The organism is Bradyrhizobium sp. LA6.1 (genome assembly GCF_040547805.1).
Lineage (GTDB): Bacteria > Pseudomonadota > Alphaproteobacteria > Rhizobiales > Xanthobacteraceae > Bradyrhizobium > Bradyrhizobium barranii.
Genome location: NZ_JBEPQK010000004.1, coordinates 19247 through 35985 on the forward strand (window position 1 = coordinate 19247; position 16739 = coordinate 35985).

The 16739-nt window shown below is 64.8% G+C and carries 16 protein-coding genes and 1 tRNA gene; 10 read left to right on the plus strand and 7 right to left on the minus strand.

What is annotated here, in order from left to right; all coding sequences use genetic code 11:
• Positions 1 to 259: 259 nt before the first annotated feature.
• Complete coding sequence (locus tag ABIB99_RS10635; protein WP_208088545.1) at positions 260 to 637, minus strand: hypothetical protein; 378 nt, start codon at positions 635 to 637, stop codon at positions 260 to 262.
• A gap of 372 nt (positions 638 to 1009) precedes the next feature.
• Here ABIB99_RS10635 and ABIB99_RS10640 point away from each other — a divergent pair, with 372 nt between their 5' ends.
• The gene (locus tag ABIB99_RS10640) at positions 1010 to 2806 is read left to right on the plus strand and encodes a flavin-containing monooxygenase (RefSeq protein ID WP_354175755.1); all 1797 of its coding nucleotides are present in this window, start codon (positions 1010 to 1012) and stop codon (positions 2804 to 2806) included.
• A gap of 222 nt (positions 2807 to 3028) precedes the next feature.
• Here the strand turns inward: ABIB99_RS10640 and ABIB99_RS10645 are convergent, their stop codons facing one another.
• The 5 genes from ABIB99_RS10645 to mnmA all read right to left on the minus strand — a co-directional run bounded on the left by ABIB99_RS10645 (position 3029) and on the right by mnmA (position 6301).
• Entirely contained in the window at positions 3029 to 3346 is a 318-nt protein-coding gene (locus ABIB99_RS10645; RefSeq protein ID WP_354175757.1) for a hypothetical protein, read from the minus strand.
• A gap of 239 nt (positions 3347 to 3585) precedes the next feature.
• Positions 3586 to 3662 (minus strand) — tRNA-Met (locus ABIB99_RS10650).
• A 247-nt stretch (positions 3663 to 3909) separates the two neighbouring features.
• Positions 3910 to 4272 (minus strand): hypothetical protein, encoded by a 363-nt coding sequence (locus ABIB99_RS10655; protein WP_354175758.1) that lies wholly within the window; start codon positions 4270 to 4272, stop codon positions 3910 to 3912.
• A gap of 187 nt (positions 4273 to 4459) precedes the next feature.
• A complete protein-coding gene (locus ABIB99_RS10660; RefSeq protein ID WP_063981205.1) occupies positions 4460 to 5098 on the minus strand; it encodes a class I SAM-dependent methyltransferase in 639 nt (212 codons plus the stop codon).
• A 21-nt stretch (positions 5099 to 5119) separates the two neighbouring features.
• On the minus strand, positions 5120 to 6301 hold the full coding sequence (gene mnmA / locus ABIB99_RS10665) for a tRNA 2-thiouridine(34) synthase MnmA (protein WP_166080957.1): 1182 nt from the start codon (positions 6299 to 6301) through the stop codon (positions 5120 to 5122).
• Positions 6302 to 6656: 355 nt separating this feature from the next.
• Between mnmA and ABIB99_RS10670 the strand changes: the two genes are divergently transcribed.
• The 9 genes from ABIB99_RS10670 to ABIB99_RS10710 all read left to right on the plus strand — a co-directional run bounded on the left by ABIB99_RS10670 (position 6657) and on the right by ABIB99_RS10710 (position 16439).
• Positions 6657 to 8219 (plus strand): flagellar hook-length control protein FliK, encoded by a 1563-nt coding sequence (locus tag ABIB99_RS10670; protein WP_354175760.1) that lies wholly within the window; start codon positions 6657 to 6659, stop codon positions 8217 to 8219.
• Positions 8220 to 8232: 13 nt separating this feature from the next.
• Positions 8233 to 8940, plus strand: a complete 708-nt coding sequence (locus ABIB99_RS10675) for a flagellar hook assembly protein FlgD (RefSeq protein WP_208072931.1) — start codon at positions 8233 to 8235, stop codon at positions 8938 to 8940.
• 372 nt (positions 8941 to 9312) lie between these two features.
• Positions 9313 to 9588: a CtrA inhibitor SciP gene (gene sciP / locus ABIB99_RS10680; protein WP_002714638.1), complete on the plus strand. Its 276-nt coding sequence runs from the start codon at positions 9313 to 9315 to the stop codon at positions 9586 to 9588.
• Between the two features lie 188 nt (positions 9589 to 9776).
• On the plus strand, positions 9777 to 11387 hold the full coding sequence (gene fliF / locus ABIB99_RS10685) for a flagellar basal-body MS-ring/collar protein FliF (protein ID WP_354175761.1): 1611 nt from the start codon (positions 9777 to 9779) through the stop codon (positions 11385 to 11387).
• 17 nt (positions 11388 to 11404) lie between these two features.
• Positions 11405 to 12496: a flagellar motor switch protein FliG gene (gene fliG, locus ABIB99_RS10690; RefSeq protein ID WP_028153248.1), complete on the plus strand. Its 1092-nt coding sequence runs from the start codon at positions 11405 to 11407 to the stop codon at positions 12494 to 12496.
• Entirely contained in the window at positions 12496 to 13119 is a 624-nt protein-coding gene (locus ABIB99_RS10695) for a FliH/SctL family protein (protein WP_063981200.1), read from the plus strand. Before fliG ends, ABIB99_RS10695 begins: the two co-directional genes overlap by 1 nt.
• A 3-nt stretch (positions 13120 to 13122) precedes the next feature.
• Complete coding sequence (fliN, locus tag ABIB99_RS10700; RefSeq protein WP_018318401.1) at positions 13123 to 13473, plus strand: flagellar motor switch protein FliN; 351 nt, start codon at positions 13123 to 13125, stop codon at positions 13471 to 13473.
• Positions 13474 to 13524: 51 nt separating this feature from the next.
• Positions 13525 to 14910, plus strand: coding sequence for a sigma-54-dependent transcriptional regulator FlbD (gene flbD / locus ABIB99_RS10705; RefSeq protein ID WP_166344298.1), 1386 nt, complete (start codon positions 13525 to 13527; stop codon positions 14908 to 14910).
• Positions 14911 to 15290: 380 nt separating this feature from the next.
• Positions 15291 to 16439 (plus strand): M20 family metallopeptidase, encoded by a 1149-nt coding sequence (locus ABIB99_RS10710; protein ID WP_354175762.1) that lies wholly within the window; start codon positions 15291 to 15293, stop codon positions 16437 to 16439.
• 130 nt (positions 16440 to 16569) lie between these two features.
• On the opposite strand, the gene ABIB99_RS10715 is transcribed toward ABIB99_RS10710, so the two are convergent.
• Positions 16570 to 16725, minus strand: a complete 156-nt coding sequence (locus ABIB99_RS10715) for a hypothetical protein (protein ID WP_354175763.1) — start codon at positions 16723 to 16725, stop codon at positions 16570 to 16572.
• Positions 16726 to 16739 lie beyond the last annotated feature (14 nt).

A 16739-nucleotide genomic window follows, 5' to 3' on the forward strand; every position in this document is an offset into this window, starting at 1 on the left:
CTACCCAAGCATATCATTCCTTAGCTCCCATGTTCATTGGGACGGCTAGCTTGGATCGATCGCCATCGGCGGCCACCCCGGATCCTGCCTTCAAATCACTTCCGCCGATGCTGTTGGCTTACGTTCTCAACCAGGCCCTGATCACGATCCGCCACCGGGTGCTGTTCTGGGAGCGTCTCGGACGGGTTGAGGCAAGCTTATTGCTCCCTGCCCTCACGCGACGCGCATCAACTCGGCGTCACGCCAATGCTCGACCCGCCTACTTGATCGTCGCGTGCACTGTGATGACCGATGTGCCAGAAACCTTCGGCCCCTTGCCGGTTGCTTTGATGGCAAAGGTGTCACTTCCTTTGTATCTCGCCTTCGTCCTGTACTCGTAAGTCGCAACGTCGAGCTTCTTCAGTTTGCCGTGTGCTGGCTTTTGCGAGATTTCCGAGCTACTCGCCGCGCCGCGCAACGTGATCGGGAAGATGCAACTGTCCCCAGACGCGACGCTGATGTCGCCGGTCGAGTTCTCGCCCCAATCCGCCAATTCCATTGATCTGGAACATTCCGAAGCCGCCAGGACGATAGAAACATAAGTTGGGCTGGAAGCCCCCGCGACAAGTGCCAGAGTGGCAAGGCTAGACAATCGCATCGTTGATCTCCCGGATCATGCCGCACCTTAGCGCGAATCGGTGAGCAGTAGTTTCGTTGATTTCAGTGGGGGACTGGCATCGGGTTGCAGTCCGCCGGATCATGGCGGTCGTGAGCTGTCCGGGTAGAGCGGACATGCTCTGCCCCTCCGTTACAGGAGCCTGCGGGCCAATTCCGGACGCATGCACCGCAGCAAATAGAGCTCTTAGTCTACCCGATCGCCGGTGGGCAAAGCGGCGTTGTTGCAGGCGAGCGCTGAGAGACGCCGAAGCCGACCGGGAACCCTGCCGCGCGAGTCTGGATTCCCGCGATGGTTGGAGTAAGGTCGTGCGGCCTGCGCAGAACAATTGCAAACGACATCCGGGAGGAAGTGATGCTCGACACCACGCTTAGCGCGCGCGTCCAGGTTTTCCTCGACAAGTTTGAAGCCGCGCTTGCGGCAGGCGATCTCGACGCCGCCGTAGGAATGTTCGCTCCGGAATGCTACTGGCGCGACCTCGTTGCCTTCACCTGGAACATCAAGACCATGGAAGGCCGCGATCAGGTCCGCGACATGCTCGCGCATTGCCTCGCGCATGTGAAGCCGCGCAACTGGAAAATCGCCGAGGGTGAAACGCCAACCGAGGCCGGCGGCGTGACCGAATCTTGGATCACGTTCGAGACCGAGGTCGCGCGCGGATATGGACTCATCCGCCTGCAGAATGGTCAGATCTGGACGCTCTTGACGACCATGGCCGAACTGAAGGCCCATGAGGAAAAGGCTGGCTTCAGCCGACCGCTCGGCGCCAGGCACGGCGTCAATCCCGGCGCCAAGACCTGGAAGGAACTGCGTGACGAGGAAGTCGAGCAACTCGGCTTCAAGACCCAGCCCTACGTGCTTGTCATCGGCGGCGGACAGGGCGGCATTGCGCTCGGGGCGCGGCTGCGCCAGCTCGGTGTGCCGACGATCATCGTCGAAAAGAACGCACGCGCCGGCGATTCCTGGCGCAACCGCTACAAGTCGCTCTGCCTGCACGACCCCGTCTGGTACGATCACTTGCCCTACATCGATTTCCCCAAGAACTGGCCTGTGTTCTCGCCCAAGGACAAAATCGGCGATTGGCTGGAAATGTACACCAAGGTCATGGAGCTGAACTACTGGACGAACACCACGGCCAAACGCGCCAGTTGGGACGACACCAAGAAGGAATGGACCGTCATCGTCGAACGCGATGGCAAGGAGATTACTCTGCGGCCCAGGCAGCTTGTGTTCGCGACCGGCATGTCGGCCAAGCCGAACATGCCGAAAATCAAAGGCATGGAAACGTTCAAGGGCGAGCAACACCATTCCTCACGCCATCCCGGCTCCGGCGGCTACAAAGGCAAGAAGGTGGTGGTGATCGGCTCGAACAATTCGGCCCATGACATCTGCGCTGCGCTGTACGAGGCCGGCATCGACGTAACGATGGTGCAGCGCTCGACGACCCACATCGTGCGCTCGGATTCGCTGATGGAGAGCATCAGCGATCTTTATTCCGAACGCGCCGTCCGCGGCGGAACGACGACGGCCAAAGCCGATCTGATCTTCGCTTCACTGCCCTACCGGATATTGAATCAGTTTCAGAAGCCGGTCTACGACAAGATCCGCCAGGATGACGCCGCTTTCTATGCCGGCCTGGAGAAGGCCGGCTTCAGGCTCGACTTCGGTGACGACGATTCCGGGCTATTCATGAAATATCTGCGCCGCGGCTCGGGCTATTACATCGACGTCGGCGCCTCGCAGCTTATCATTGACGGCAAAATCAAACTGTTCGCTGGACAGGTCGAGGAAATCACGCCCAACGGCGTCAGGCTCGACAACGGCAAGGAATTGCCAGCGGACGTGATCGTCTATGCCACCGGCTACAGCTCGATGAACGGCTTTGTCGCCGATCTCATGAGTCCGGAAATGGCCGACAAAGTCGGCAAGGTCTGGGGCCTCGGCTCGAATACGACAAAGGACCCCGGCCCATGGGAAGGTGAGCAACGCAACATGTGGAAGCCGACGCAGCAGGAAGGCCTATGGTTCCACGGCGGCAATCTGCATCAGTCGCGACATTACTCGCAATTCCTTTCCCTGCAGTTGAAGGCACGCTACGAGAGCATCCCGACGCCGGTCTACGGCCTGCAGACTGTCCATCACAAGGCCTGAAATTGCCGAGCGCACAGCGGGGCTCGCGGATTGCGAGCCCCATGCCATTTCCGGGTCTCCGCACTCGCCAGCGCAATGGCCGCCTTGTCAGCGCGCAGCAGAAAGGGCTCGGGAATGGTTAGGCCAAGTGCCTCCGCACTCTCCGGGTGTCATCAAAGCTGGTGACAGGGAGGTCACCGGTTCTGAGAGAATTCCCCTCGCCAGTGGAATTGGACCTTCTATTTAGACACGGTTGAGAGCGCAGTTCTCAGTGGTTTGCGGGCTGAATTGAGCGCGCCGAAAGTTATTGCGGAGTACGTGCGTACTTATCTCGAAGAGCGAAAGCGCCTCGCAATCACATCGAATGGAAAAAGGCAGCGCCTCGAACAACAGCTTAGACAGTTGAATCGAGAAATCGAACGACTGGTGGATGCGATCGTAAAAGGGCACGGCGATCCATCCATTCTCGGTCCGCAATCGACCGCCCTCGGCGCCGAACGCGAGCGAATATCTGAAGAGTTGCGGAGTGAACCGCCGGCCGCAAAAGAGGTCGCGCTGCATCCAACTATTCTCAAGCGATATGAAGAACAGCTAGGTCGGCTCGAGGAGGCGCTAACGAATGGTATCAGTTCGGGCGACGGAGAGGCCGCCGAAGCCATCGGAGACCTGATCGACACGGTCACCGTCTTCCGAGATCCATCACGCCTCGGTGGCGTAACGGTGGAGATATCAGGCCGGTTAAACGCCCTGTTGGGGGAAAAAAGCTTTCCCAAACCAAGTCAAAGGGGTGTGGGGAAAGATGGTAGCGGGAGAGGGACTCGAACCCCCGACCCCAGGATTATGATTCCCGTGCTCTAACCAGCTGAGCTACCCCGCCACAGGGTCGCGAGCGGCGGAACGGCCGATCTCGCGAACGCGCGGCATATAAGGAAGGGGGCGGCGGGCTGTCAATCCGCCTTCGCTAAAGCTTCGGCGCGACAAGTCCGCTTTGGCCCGATTTCGCACCGGATTTTGCGATTTTTTTCCGGCACCAGACTCGTGGAGAGTCCCCCTCACCCGGAACCGGCGCTTTGCGCCGATTCCGGCCTCTCCCCACGGGCGGGGAGAGCGAAGGAAGAGACCACCTATTTCGGCCTGACCGTCGGATCGCCGCCGGGGCTGCCGGGGGGCGGAATGACGGGGGTGTTGCCGCCGGTGTCCGGGGCCGGAGCATGCATCTCGGGGTCCACGCCGGAGGGCGGGCAGAGCACGCCGTCAGATTTTGCCAGTTTGTCGCCGAGCGGTTCCCGGGACTGGCCGGTGGTAGTGCCGTCGGGCGCGGTGGCGCGGTTCGGGCGGTCCTGCGGCATGCAATTGGCGGCGTGCTGGGCCGATGGCGGCGCGGTCGCTTGCGGCGGCGTTGCAGTTCGCGGCGGGGCCTGCGCAATCGCGGCGCCTGAGGCGGCGATCAGGAGGCTGGCCAGGATGATGTTTGATGTCGTGCGCATGGGAGGGAAACGTCTCCGGCCATGCGGAGGTTCCGGCCGACGCACGGCGAATTGAAGCGCTGGAAATTGGCTGGCGGTTTCCCCTGCGGCGATCCTTCGAGACGCCCGCCGCTGGCGGGCTCCTCGGGATGAGGTCGCGTTTTGCGGAGACAGTGCCGACTGACAGCACGATCCCCGCAAATCACGCTCACGATTTGACGTAGCGGATCAGCGAAAAGTGCCCCATCGGCGGCATGGGGCGGCGCTCGGCGAGCGTGACGCCGCGGTGCCTGGCGGCCCAATTGACGAGGCGGTCCCACGGGAATTCCGGGCGCCAGCCGAGGCGGCGGGCGATGGGCGCGAAGGCGAGCTCGAACAGCTTGCGCGGGCCGCTCTCGGCGCCGATGTGGTTGACCAGGATCAGCTCGCCGCCGGGCTTGAGCACGCGCACGAACTCGTCGAGCGTGCCTTCGGGATCGGGCACGGCGGTGATGACATATTGCGCCACCACCGCGTCGAAGAAGTTTTCTGGGAAGGCGAGGTTTTTCGCGTCCATCACCGAGAGCACCTCGACATTGCTAAGCCGCAGCGCGCGCACGCGCGCCTGCGCCTTGCGCAGCATCGGCTCGGAGATGTCGACGCCGCAGATTTTTGTGGTGCGCGAATAATCGGAGAGCGAAAGCCCGGTGCCGACGCCGACATCGAGGATGCGGCCGCCGATGCGGTCGGCCTCCGCGATGGTCGACTGCCTTCCGGCGTCGAAGACCTTGCCGAACACGAGATCGTAGACCGGCGCCCAGCGGCCATAGGCCTTCTCGACCCCGGCCCGCGAGATGTCTGCTGCCATGCCCCCTGCCCCGGAAATTTTCTAGCCGCGTACCGCTTCCACCAGCGGCCTCGCAGTGCTCGTTGCGACTTTCGCGGCGGCGCTCTGGATGAAGCCGCCACCGAGCACGCGTGCCTGCCCCGAGGGCGCGTCGTAGAACACGCAGGCCTGGCCGGGCGAGACGCCCTCCTCGCCGGCGACGAGCTCGACTTCGTAATGGCCGTTGCCGCCGCGCAGCCAGGCCGGCTGCGGGCTGCGGGTCGAGCGGACGCGCACGAACATCTCGAGGCCGGCGCCGATGGCGCGGTCGATGTCGCCGTCGCCGATCCAGTTGACGTCGCGCAGCACGATGCGGTGCATCTTCAGCGCATCGCGCGGGCCGACGACGACGCGGCGGCCCGGAGCATCCAGCCGCACCACGAACAGCGGTGCGTGAGCGGCAATGCCGAGGCCGCGGCGCTGGCCGACGGTGAAATTGGCGATGCCGTTGTGCCGGCCGAGCACGCGGCCGTCGAGATCGACGATGTCGCCGGGGTCCATCGCGTTCGGACGCAGGCGAGTGATGATGTCGGTATAGCGGCCGGTCGGCACGAAGCAGATGTCCTGGCTGTCGTGCTTGTCGGCGACCGCGAGACCGAAGCGGCGCGCGAGCTCGCGCGTTTCGGGCTTGGTCATGTCGCCGAGCGGGAAGCGCAGGAAGTCGAGCTGCTCCTGCGTGGTCGCGAACAGGAAGTAGCTCTGGTCGCGGTCGCTGTCGGCGGCGCAGACCAGCGCGCGCGAGCCGTCGTTGCGGCGGCGCGAGGCGACGTAGTGGCCGGTGGCGAGCGCCTGGGCGCCGAGCTCGCGCGCGGTCTTCAGGAGGTCGCGGAACTTGACCGAGCGGTTGCACTCGATGCACGGCACCGGCGTCTCGCCGAGCGCGTAAGAGTCGGCGAAATTGTCGATGACGGACTCGCGAAAGCGATCCTCGTAGTCGAGCACGTAATGGGGAATGCCGAGCTTGGCGGCGACGTCGCGGGCGTCGTGGATGTCCTGGCCGGCGCAGCAGGCGCCCTTGCGATGGGTCGCCGCGCCATGGTCGTAGAGCTGCAGCGTGATGCCGACGACGTCATAGCCCTCGGCCTTGAGCAGCGCAGCCGTCGTCGAGGAATCGACGCCGCCCGACATGGCAACGACGACCCTGGTGTCCTCAGGACGGCCTTCGAGATCCAGACTGTTCAGCATGGGCCTTAAAGCGTTGTGACGGCGGCGTTCGCGATCCGCGATGACTTGGACATTTCGGCTTCCGGCGGGACATCGACGCTCCCCGGGAACTTTGGTTCCCCCGGGGGCACGACTGCCCGGTCGAAAGCGGCTGAGAGCAGCTCTTTAATATAGGCGCCATTGCGGTGAAGCAATCACGCGGGCGGTCGCTTAGGGCAATTCTTGCCGGGGAGGCAGAAATGGCGGGGCTTTTGTGCCCCTCGCGGCGAGGACACAAATCAACCAAATAATTGATTTCGCTTGGTAAAACAGCTCGGCAGGGAGCTGGCCCGCTCCTTGCAACCCCTATGCCGAAGATGTTGCCAAGAGGTTTTCCGTGGTCGGTCGGGCGTCAGACGTAGCAGCCAGCGTGCAAGTCCAGAGCGCGCAGCAAAAGCCTGCCCGGTCGCAGAGCTCCAAAGACACGTCCACCAACGACTCCTTCGGCTCGCTGGTCGACAGCAACACCCAGGCCATCAGCAACAACGCGCCGCCGCAGGACACCGCGCCGCGCCGGACCGAGCCGTCGTCCGCCCCAGACAAGAGCCCGCGCGATACCGCCGCTACCGACCAGCCCTCGCAGAGCAAGGCGAACGACGACACCGACACATCGGCCCCCACCGCGAACGACGCCACGGCCGATCCGGCCAAGCCGACCAAGGACAAGTCCGAGACATCCGACGCGAAATCGTCGGAGAAATCCGACGGCACCAAGGGCGACAAGACCGACGGCACCGTTGCCGCCACCGCCGATGCCGCCGTGCAGCCCGACGCGACGCAGGTCGCTATGCCCGATCCGAACGCGATCGTGGTGGCCCCGCCCGTGGTGCCGGTCGATCCGAACGCGGCCGCGAGCCAGGCCGGCGATGCCGCCGCCTCGCCGCTGACGATTGCGGCCGCCGGCATCGCCGCCAGCGCTTCCACCGCGGCGCAGATCGCAGGCGGCAAGACCGACACCGCCACGGCGAGCGACAAGGGCGCCAAGACCGCGGGTGCCAAGGTCGATGCCGACACGACGACAACGCTGGGCGATGCCGCCACCGGCACGACCGACGGCACCGCGACCGATGCCAAGACCAATGGCGGCCTGGTCGCCGCAGTGGACCAGGGCACGCCGAAGCCTTCGTTCAAGGCCGTCGCGACCGCGCAACGCGAGAGCGACGTCTCCAATATCGGCCAGGACGCGGGCAAGGCGAACGCCACGCAGACTCCGGCGACGACCGCGCATGCGCAAGCCGCCAAGCCGCAGGCCGAGGCGAACCCGACCGACGCGAAGACCGGCGCCTCCGACCGCTCCGACGCGACGCCGGCGACGGCAACCACGCACGCGCATGCCGGCACGCAGGCCGCGGTGCCCACGACCGACACCAGCGCGCAGGCCGCCTCCACCATCCAGGCGCCGCTGACCAATACGACGTCGGCCGCCACCGCATCGACTGCGACGCTCACCGCGACCGCGGCAAATTCCACGCCCGTGCCGATCAGCGGCGTGCCGGTCGAGATCGCCGCGGCGGCGCGTGCCGGCAAGACGCGCTTCGACATCAGCCTCGATCCGATCGACCTCGGCCGCATCGACGTCCGCATCAATGTCGACCGCAACGGCCAGGTCACCTCGCATCTCACCGTCGAGAAGCCGGAGACGCTGCAGATGCTGCGGCAGGACGCGCCGCAATTGCAGCGTGCTCTCGACGATGCCGGCCTCAAGACCGGCAGCAACGGGCTGTCCTTCAGCCTGCGCGACCAGAATTCATCGGGCCAGAATTCCGGCCAGAACAACGACAATGGCGGCAATGCCCGCCGGCTGATCATCAGCGAAGACGACACCGTTGCTGCGGCGCCCGTCGGGCGCGGCTACGGCCGCATGCTCGGATCGAGCAGCGGCGTCGACATCAGAGTGTGAGGAGTATTCGAACATGACCACCACGAATGCCGCCACCGCCCCAACGCCCGTCTCCGGGACCACCGACGTCCCGAAGTCGTCCTCGTCGAACTCGCTAAGCTCGAGCACGGGATCGACGCTGGCCGGCAACTTCCAGACCTTCCTGACGCTGCTGACGACGCAGCTGCAGAACCAGAACCCGCTCGATCCGCTCGACACCAACCAGTTCACTCAGCAGCTGGTGCAGTTCGCCGGCGTCGAGCAGCAGCTCAAGACCAACGATTCACTGTCCCAGCTCGTCACCCTGCAACAGACCACGCAGGCGACTCAGGCGCTGGGCTTCGTCGGCAAGACCGCGCTGGTCGACGGCTCGACCGCGACCATGACGAACTCGTCGGCGACCTGGCATCTCAACGTGCCGACCGACTCGACCGTCGACATCACGGTTGCCAATTCCACCGGCCAGACCGTGTTCACCGGCAAATATACCGCCGCCGCCGGCACCGACATTCCCTTCACCTGGAGCGGAATGGGCAATGACGGCACGCAATGGCCGGACGGCAAGTACACGATCACGGCGACGGGTAAGGATGTCGCGAACAACAACGTCGGCATCGCCGCGCAGGTGCAGGGCGTGGTGTCGTCCGTCGACCTGACCCAGTCGCCGCCGCTGCTCACCATCGACGGTGCCAGCTACACCCTGAGCCAGGTGAAGAGCATCATCGCCACCAGCAGCAACTAAAGGCGCGCGCCTCGCCACACATGAGATGTGATCCCCGCGAACTCAGGGGATCCATCACCGCAGGACGTCGTTTTCGCGTGAGACCGTAACCCCGAGTCGTCGTCAAACTACGCGCTGGGGTTATGGGTCCCGGGCTCGCGCTACGCGCGCCCAGGGACGACAGTTGGGGCTTCGCCGGCTCCATTCGTTAGTAAAGTATTTACGAAGACCCCGCTCGGCCGGCTCGGATCATGGTGTCCAGCCCTCCGGGCCGGCTGTGTTCCAGCCATTTTCAACGAGAATTGTATTGAAGCCTTAGGCTTAGCGGATTTTTAAGCCCGCACGCGTAGGGTTACGGCGTGAGTTCAGTGGTTGAGAGTTTGTGAGTACGCCATGACAGAACCCCATCGCCCGAGGGTAAAATACGTCATCGGGCCGGACGGCAGTCCGCTGACGATCGCAGATCTGCCCGCACCCGGCACCAAACGCTGGGTCATCCGCCGCAAGGCCGAAGTCGTCGCCGCTGTGCGTGGCGGACTTCTCTCCCTCGAGGAGGCCTGCAGCCGTTATACCCTGACGGTCGACGAATTCCTCTCTTGGCAGTTTTCCATCGACCAGCACGGTCTGGCGGGTCTTCGCACCACCCGCATCCAGCAATATCGCCAGTAAGCGATCCGGAAATCTGCAGCTTTTGACGAAAATCGGCCTCGCCCCGCGAGGCCGATTTTTTTCATGTTTCCTTTTGGCGCGACTTTTGTCCCAGCTCTTAACCTTCGTTAACCATATCGAAACCATCACCTAGGCAATAATTGCCCAGTCGACCGCTCGGTTGCGGGTCGAAGCTTCGGGGCGGTTGCTTGCAAGGTCTTGCGGACTTTTTGAAGGGTATCGGCGCCGCCCGGTTCGGGGCGATGATCGCGGTCACCGCCGCGCTCATCGGCTTCTTCGCGTTCGTCATCATGCGCGTGACCACGCCGCAGATGACGACGCTGTTCACCGACCTCTCGGTCGAGGATTCTTCCGGCATTATCAAGGATTTGGAGCGACAGGGCATCCAGTTCGAGCTGCGCAATGAAGGCAGCATCATCATGGTGCCCAAGGACAAGGTCACCCGCCTGCGGATGAAGCTCGCCGAGGGCGGCCTGCCCAAGGGCGGCGGCGTCGGCTACGAAGTGTTCGACAAGTCGGATGCGCTCGGCACCACCTCTTTCGTCCAGAACATCAATCATCTCCGCGCACTCGAAGGCGAGCTCGCCCGCACCATCCGCGCCATCGACCGCATCCAGGCCGCCCGCGTCCACCTCGTGCTGCCCGAGCGCCCGTTGTTCTCGCGCGAGGCGCCGGAGCCGTCGGCCTCGATCGTGGTTCGGGTCCGCGGCTCGCTCGAGGCCCAGCAGATCCGCGCCATCCGTCACCTCGTCGCCTCCGCCGTCAACGGGCTGAAGCCGCAGCGTGTCTCGATCGTTGACGAGGCCGGCTCGTTGCTCGCCGACGGCGCCGCGACCGATCCGGAGCAGGCGGTCGGCGACGAGCGCCGCACCGCCTTCGAGAAGCGGATCCGCAAGCAGGTCGAGGACATCGTCTCCTCCGTGGTCGGCTCCGGCCGCGCTCGCGTCCAGCTCTCCGCCGATTTCGACTTCAACAAGATCACCCAGACCTCGGACAAGTTCGATCCCGAGGGCCGGGTGCTGCGCTCGAGCCAGACCCGGGAAGAGAGCAGCCTCACCGCCGACAACAACGGCCAGGTCACCGTCAACAACGAGCTGCCCGGCAGCCAGCAGAACAGCGGTCCGACGGCAAAGGACCAGAGCAAGAAAACCGAAGAGACCAACAATTACGAGATCTCCCGCACCACCAAGACCGAGGTGACCGAGGCCGGCCGGGTCAACCGCATCTCGGTCGCGGTGCTGGTCGACGGCATCTATTCCAAGAACGACAAGGGCGAGCTCGCCTACACGGACCGCACCAAGGAACAGCTCGACCGCATCGCCACCCTGGTGCGCTCGGCGATCGGCTTCGACCAGAAGCGCGGCGACCAGGTCGAGGTCGTCAACCTGCGCTTTGCCGACGCCCCCTCCACCGCCCCGATCGCCGAGCCCTCCGGCTTCCTTGGCATGCTCCAGTTCACCAAGGACGACGTCATGTACTTCGTCGAGCTCGGCGTGATGATGCTGCTCGGCCTGGTCGTGCTGTTCCTGGTGATCCGGCCGCTGGTCAAGCGCATCCTCGCCTCCGAGGAGGTCGCCGCCGCGATCTCCGGCGCCCTCGCCGGCCCCGCCGCTTCGGAGGAGGCCGCGTCTGCCGGGCAGGCGCTGCTGCCGGGCGGCGCCGCGAGCGCGATCGACGTCGCCACCATTCAGGGCCAGGTCCATGCCCAGTCCGTTCATCGCGTCGGCGAGCTCGCCGAGCGCAACCCCAACGAAACCGTCGCCATCATCCGCCAATGGCTGACCGAACCCGCGAAATAATCGAGAAGTGAACTGACATGGCCGGCAACCTGCAAAACGCCAACTCCAACGACATCACCAGCGTGATCTCGACGCTCGGTGCCCGCCAGGGCAGCCGCGCGGGCGGCAAGACCGAAGCGGTGACGGGACCCAAGCGCGCCGCGATCCTGATGCTGGCGCTGGGCGAGCAATATGGCGGTAAGATCTGGTCGATGCTCGACGACGACGAGGTGCGCCAGCTCTCGCTGGAAATGTCGACGCTCGGCACCGTCGAGGTCGATACGGTCGAGGACATGCTGCTCGAATTCGTCTCCCGCATGTCGGCTTCCGGCGCGCTGATGGGCAATTTCGACGCCACCGAGCGGCTGCTGCAGCAGTACCTGCCGCCGGAGCGCGTCAACGGCATCATGGACGAGATCCGCGGCCCCGCCGGCCGCAACATGTGGGAAAAGCTTTCCAACGTGCAGGAAGAGGTCCTCGCCAACTACCTCAAGAACGAATATCCGCAGACCATCGCAGTCGTGCTGTCGAAGCTGAAGCCGGAACACGCCGCGCGCGTGCTCGGCATCTTCCCCGAGGAGCTCGCGCTCGACGTCGTCAACCGCATGCTGAAGATGGAAGCGGTGCAGAAGGAGGTGATCGAGAGCGTGGAAAAGACGCTGCGCACCGAATTCATGTCCAATTTGTCACAGACCCGCCGCCGCGACGCCCACGAGGTGATGGCGGAAATCTTCAACAATTTCGACCGCCAGACCGAAACCCGCTTCATCACCTCGCTGGAAGAGGACAACCGCGAATCGGCAGAGCGCATCAAGGCGCTGATGTTCACCTTCGACGACCTCGTGAAGCTGGATTCCGGCTCGGCCCAGACCCTGATGCGCAATGTCGACAAGGACAAGCTCGGCGTCGCGCTCAAGAGCGCCAACGAGGACGTCCGCAACTTCTTCTTCGGCAACATGTCCTCGCGCGCGGCCAAGATGCTCCAGGACGACATGGCGGCGATGGGCCCGGTCCGCCTGCGCGACGTCGACGAGGCCCAGGCGCTGCTGGTCAACCTCGCCAAGGACCTCGCCGCCAAGGGTGAGATCATGCTGACCAAGAACCGCGCCGACGACGAGCTGGTGTACTGATGGGCGCCCCGGCAAAATTTCTGTTCGACACCGACTTCGCAGCGCCGGAGCGGTCGCCGCGCGAGAAGGCTGCGACCGCCGCCGAGATCGCCCAGAAGATCGCGGAAGCCGAGGCGCGCGCCTATCAGGACGGCTTTGCCGCCGGCCAGCGCGAAGCCAAGGCCGAGAGCGACCGCCGCGTCGCGCTCGCCATGGAAGAGATCAACATCGGTGTCCGCGGCGTCGCCGCCGGCATCGGTAACATCGAGACCAAGATGGAGACCGAGGCGGTCGACGTGGCGGTGGCGGTGGCGCGCAAGCTGTGCGCCGATCTGGTCGCTGCCGAACCGCTCGGCGAGATCATGGCACTCGTCAAGGACTGCTTCTCGCACCTTGTCGCGACGCCGCATCTCGTCGTGCGCATCAACGACGCACTCTACGACAGCGCGCGCGAGAAGATGGAGCGGCTCGCCAAGCAGAGCGGCTTCGAGGGCCGGCTGGTGATCCTGGCCGAGCCCGATATCGCCACCGGCGACTGCCGGATCGAATGGGCCGACGGCGGCGTCGTGCTGGAGCGCGGCGCCATCGTGGCCAAGATCGACGAAATGGTCGGACGCTATATCGCGTCCCGCAGGGGGAGCTAAGCCATGAGCGACACCGACGGACAGGTCCCGCTGCCCGATCTCAACGGCCCGATGCCGCCGACCGGTACGGACGTCGGCTACAACGAGGACGAATATGCGGCGCGCGCCGCCGCCGACCTCGAGGCCGTGTTCGACGTGCCGGTGCAGGTCTCGGCCGTGCTCGGCCGCTCCAAGATGGACGTCAGCGAACTGTTGAAGCTCGGGCCCGGCACCGTGCTCGAGCTCGACCGCCGCGTCGGCGAAGCCATCGACATCTACGTCAACAACAAGCTGGTCGCCCGCGGCGAAGTCGTCCTGGTCGAGGACAAGCTCGGCGTGACCATGACCGAAATCATCAAGACCGAACGCAGCTAGTAGCGCAAGGAATGACGCGCGGCAGCGCGACCAGACGGACAGGAGACTGACATGCGGCTTCTCATCGTTGGCACATTGAAGGGCCAGCTCACCACCGCCACCAAGATCGCGATGGAGAACGGCGCCACCGTGACCCACGCCGAGGATCACGAGCAGGCGATGCGCGTGCTGCGCGGCGGCAAGGGCGCCGACCTCCTGCTGGTCGACGTCGCCCTCGACATCCGCGACCTCGTGATGCGGCTCGAGGCCGAGCACATCCACGCGCCGATCGTCGCCTGCGGCATCACCAACGACGCCCGCGCCGCGGTCGCCGCGATCCACGCCGGCGCCAAGGAATACATCCCGCTGCCGCCGGATCCGGAACTGATCGCCGCGGTGCTGGCCGCCGTCGCCAACGATTCCCGCGAGCTGGTCTATCGCGACGAGGCGATGGCCAAGGTGATCAAGCTCGCCCAGCAGATCGCGGGCTCCGACGCCTCGGTGATGGTCACCGGCGAATCCGGCACCGGCAAGGAAGTGCTGGCCCGTTACGTCCACACCCGCTCGGCGCGCGCCAAGCGTCCCTTCATCTCGATCAACTGCGCCGCGATCCCCGAGCATCTGCTGGAATCCGAACTGTTCGGCCACGAGAAGGGCGCCTTCACCGGCGCGATCGCGCGCCGCATCGGCAAGTTCGAGGAAGCGACCGGCGGCACGCTGCTGCTCGACGAAATCTCGGAGATGGACGTCCGCCTGCAATCAAAACTGCTGCGCGCCATCCAGGAGCGCGTGATCGACCGCGTCGGCGGCACCAAGCCGGTGCCGGTGGACATCCGCATCATCGCGACCTCGAACCGCAACCTGGCGGAAGCCGTGCGCGAGGGCACGTTCCGCGAGGACCTGCTGTTCCGCCTCAACGTCGTGAACCTGAAGATCCCGCCGCTGCGCGAGCGTCCCCTCGACATCCTCGAGCTCGCCCAGCACTTCGTGAAGAAATATGCCGAAGCCAACGGCGTACCGGTGCGCCCGATCTCCGCGGACGCGCGTCGCGTGCTCTCCAGCAACCGCTGGCAGGGCAACGTCCGCGAGCTCGAGAACACCATGCACCGCTCGGTGCTGATGGCGCAGGGCGACGAGATCGGCCCCGACGCGATCCTCACCCCGGACGGCGACCGCCTCGACCTCGCCAAGACCGCCCCGGCCGTGGCGCATGCGACCATGGCCGCCGAGCAGGTGACGCGGGCGCTGGTGGGGCGCACCGTCGCCGACGTCGAGCGCGACCTGATCCTGGAGACGCTGAAGCACTGCCTCGGCAACCGGACCCATGCCGCGAATATCCTGGGCATCTCGATCCGCACGCTGCGCAACAAGCTCAACGAATATTCCGACGGCGGAATTCCGATCACGCCGGCGGGAACGCCGGGCGAATATCCGCGGATGCCGATGGTGGGGGCGTAGGTCTCCACGCTGGTTGAGACTGCAAATGCCCGGGCCAGCTCCAGGCATTTTCATTTGCGACGTACGCTAACTCCGTCATCCTGAGGTGCGAGGCATGGGACGCAACGCGTCCCATGGGGAGCCTCGAAGGATGCACGGCCACAGCCGGGCCGTCGTCCTTCGAGGCCCGCTTCGCGGGCACCTCAGGATGACGGTAGGAGATCTCGTAGCCCGGATGGAGTGAAGCGCAATCCGGGGTTAGCTCGGCGATCTGGATTCCCGGATTTCGCTTCGCTCCATCCGGGCTACGGGACCGAACACATGGCCGCACCGCATCCGGCGACTAGGTCGCGGCCGTGCAACGCACTATAACCCCGCGTGAGAACCACGCGAGGATACACATGTCGGAAGCTCAAATCACGGACTGGCTGGCGTCGCAGCGGCAGGCGATGATCGATCTGCTGCGCGATGTCGTGAACATCGATTCCGGATCCTACGACAAGGAAGGCGTCGATGCGGTCGGTGCGCGGTTCGAGCGGCATTTTGCCGAGCATGGCATTCCGTTCCGGCGCGAGAGCAACGCCACCTTCGGCGATGCGATCCATGCCGAGATCGCCAAACCCGGCAGCAACGAGAAGCCGGTGCTGTTGATGGGCCATCGCGACACCGTGTTCGGCAAGGGCGAGGCCGGACGGCGTCCATTCACGATTGAGGGCAAGCGCGCCTATGGTCCCGGCGTTGCCGACATGAAGTCCGGCGTCGTGATGAACATCTTTGTGGCGACCGCCTTCCACAAATTCGGCGGCAGCCCGCATCCGATCAAGGTGCTGATCACCTCGGACGAGGAGATCGGCTCGCCCTCCTCGCGCCCGGTGATCGAGCGCGAGGGACGCGCCGCACGCGCCGTGTTCAATTCCGAGCCGGGACGGCCGACCGGCAACATCGTCACCGGCCGCAAGGGCGGCATCTTCATGCACTTTGCCATTACGGGCAAAGCCGCGCATTCCGGTGCCAATTTCGCCGCAGGCGTCAGTGCGATCGGCGAGCTCGCGCACAAGATCGTCCAGATCCACGCGCTGACCGATCTCGACAAGGGCATCACGCTGAATGTCGGTCTCGTCTCGGGCGGGCAGTCGGTGAACACCACGGCGCCCTCAGCCGAGGGACAGATCGACCTGCGTTACGTCGATCCGGCGGATCGTGCGAGGATCATGGCGGCGATCGAGAAGATCATCGCGACGTCCTACGTCCCGGGTACCAGCGCGACGCTGACGGTGAAGGGCGAGTTCGTGCCGGTGGTGCAGAGCACGGAGTCGAAGGCACTGTTCGAAGGCTATCAAGCCGCCGCAAAGCAGGTCGGCCTCACCACGCTCCAGGGCGAGTTTTCAGGCGGCTGCGCCGATTCCGGCTTCACCGCCGCAGTCGGCACACCGACCATCTGCGGCCTCGGGCCGGTCGGCGGGCTCGCGCACACGCCGGAGGAATATCTCGAACTCGACAGCATCGTGCCGCGCGCCCAGGCGCTGGCGCTGGCGATTTTGCGGGGGTGAGCGAAGGTGTCGTAGGGTGGGTAAAGGCGCATTTGCGCCGTGCCCACCATTCGTCTCGTTCGATAGCAGCGGTGGGCACGCTTCGCTTTGCCCACCCTACGAGACTTCGGCTAAACCACCCTACGAAATCTCACGAATAACTCGGCGCGTCCGGCTTGCGGAAGATGTGGATGGGGTCGCCCGGCACGATCGGCTGGCCGCCAAACATCGCATAGGCATAGAGCGCGAGGTAGCCGATGGCGAGCGCGCCGATGGCGTAGAAGGCCCAGGTGGCGACGCGCTTCATCGTTCCGCTCCATG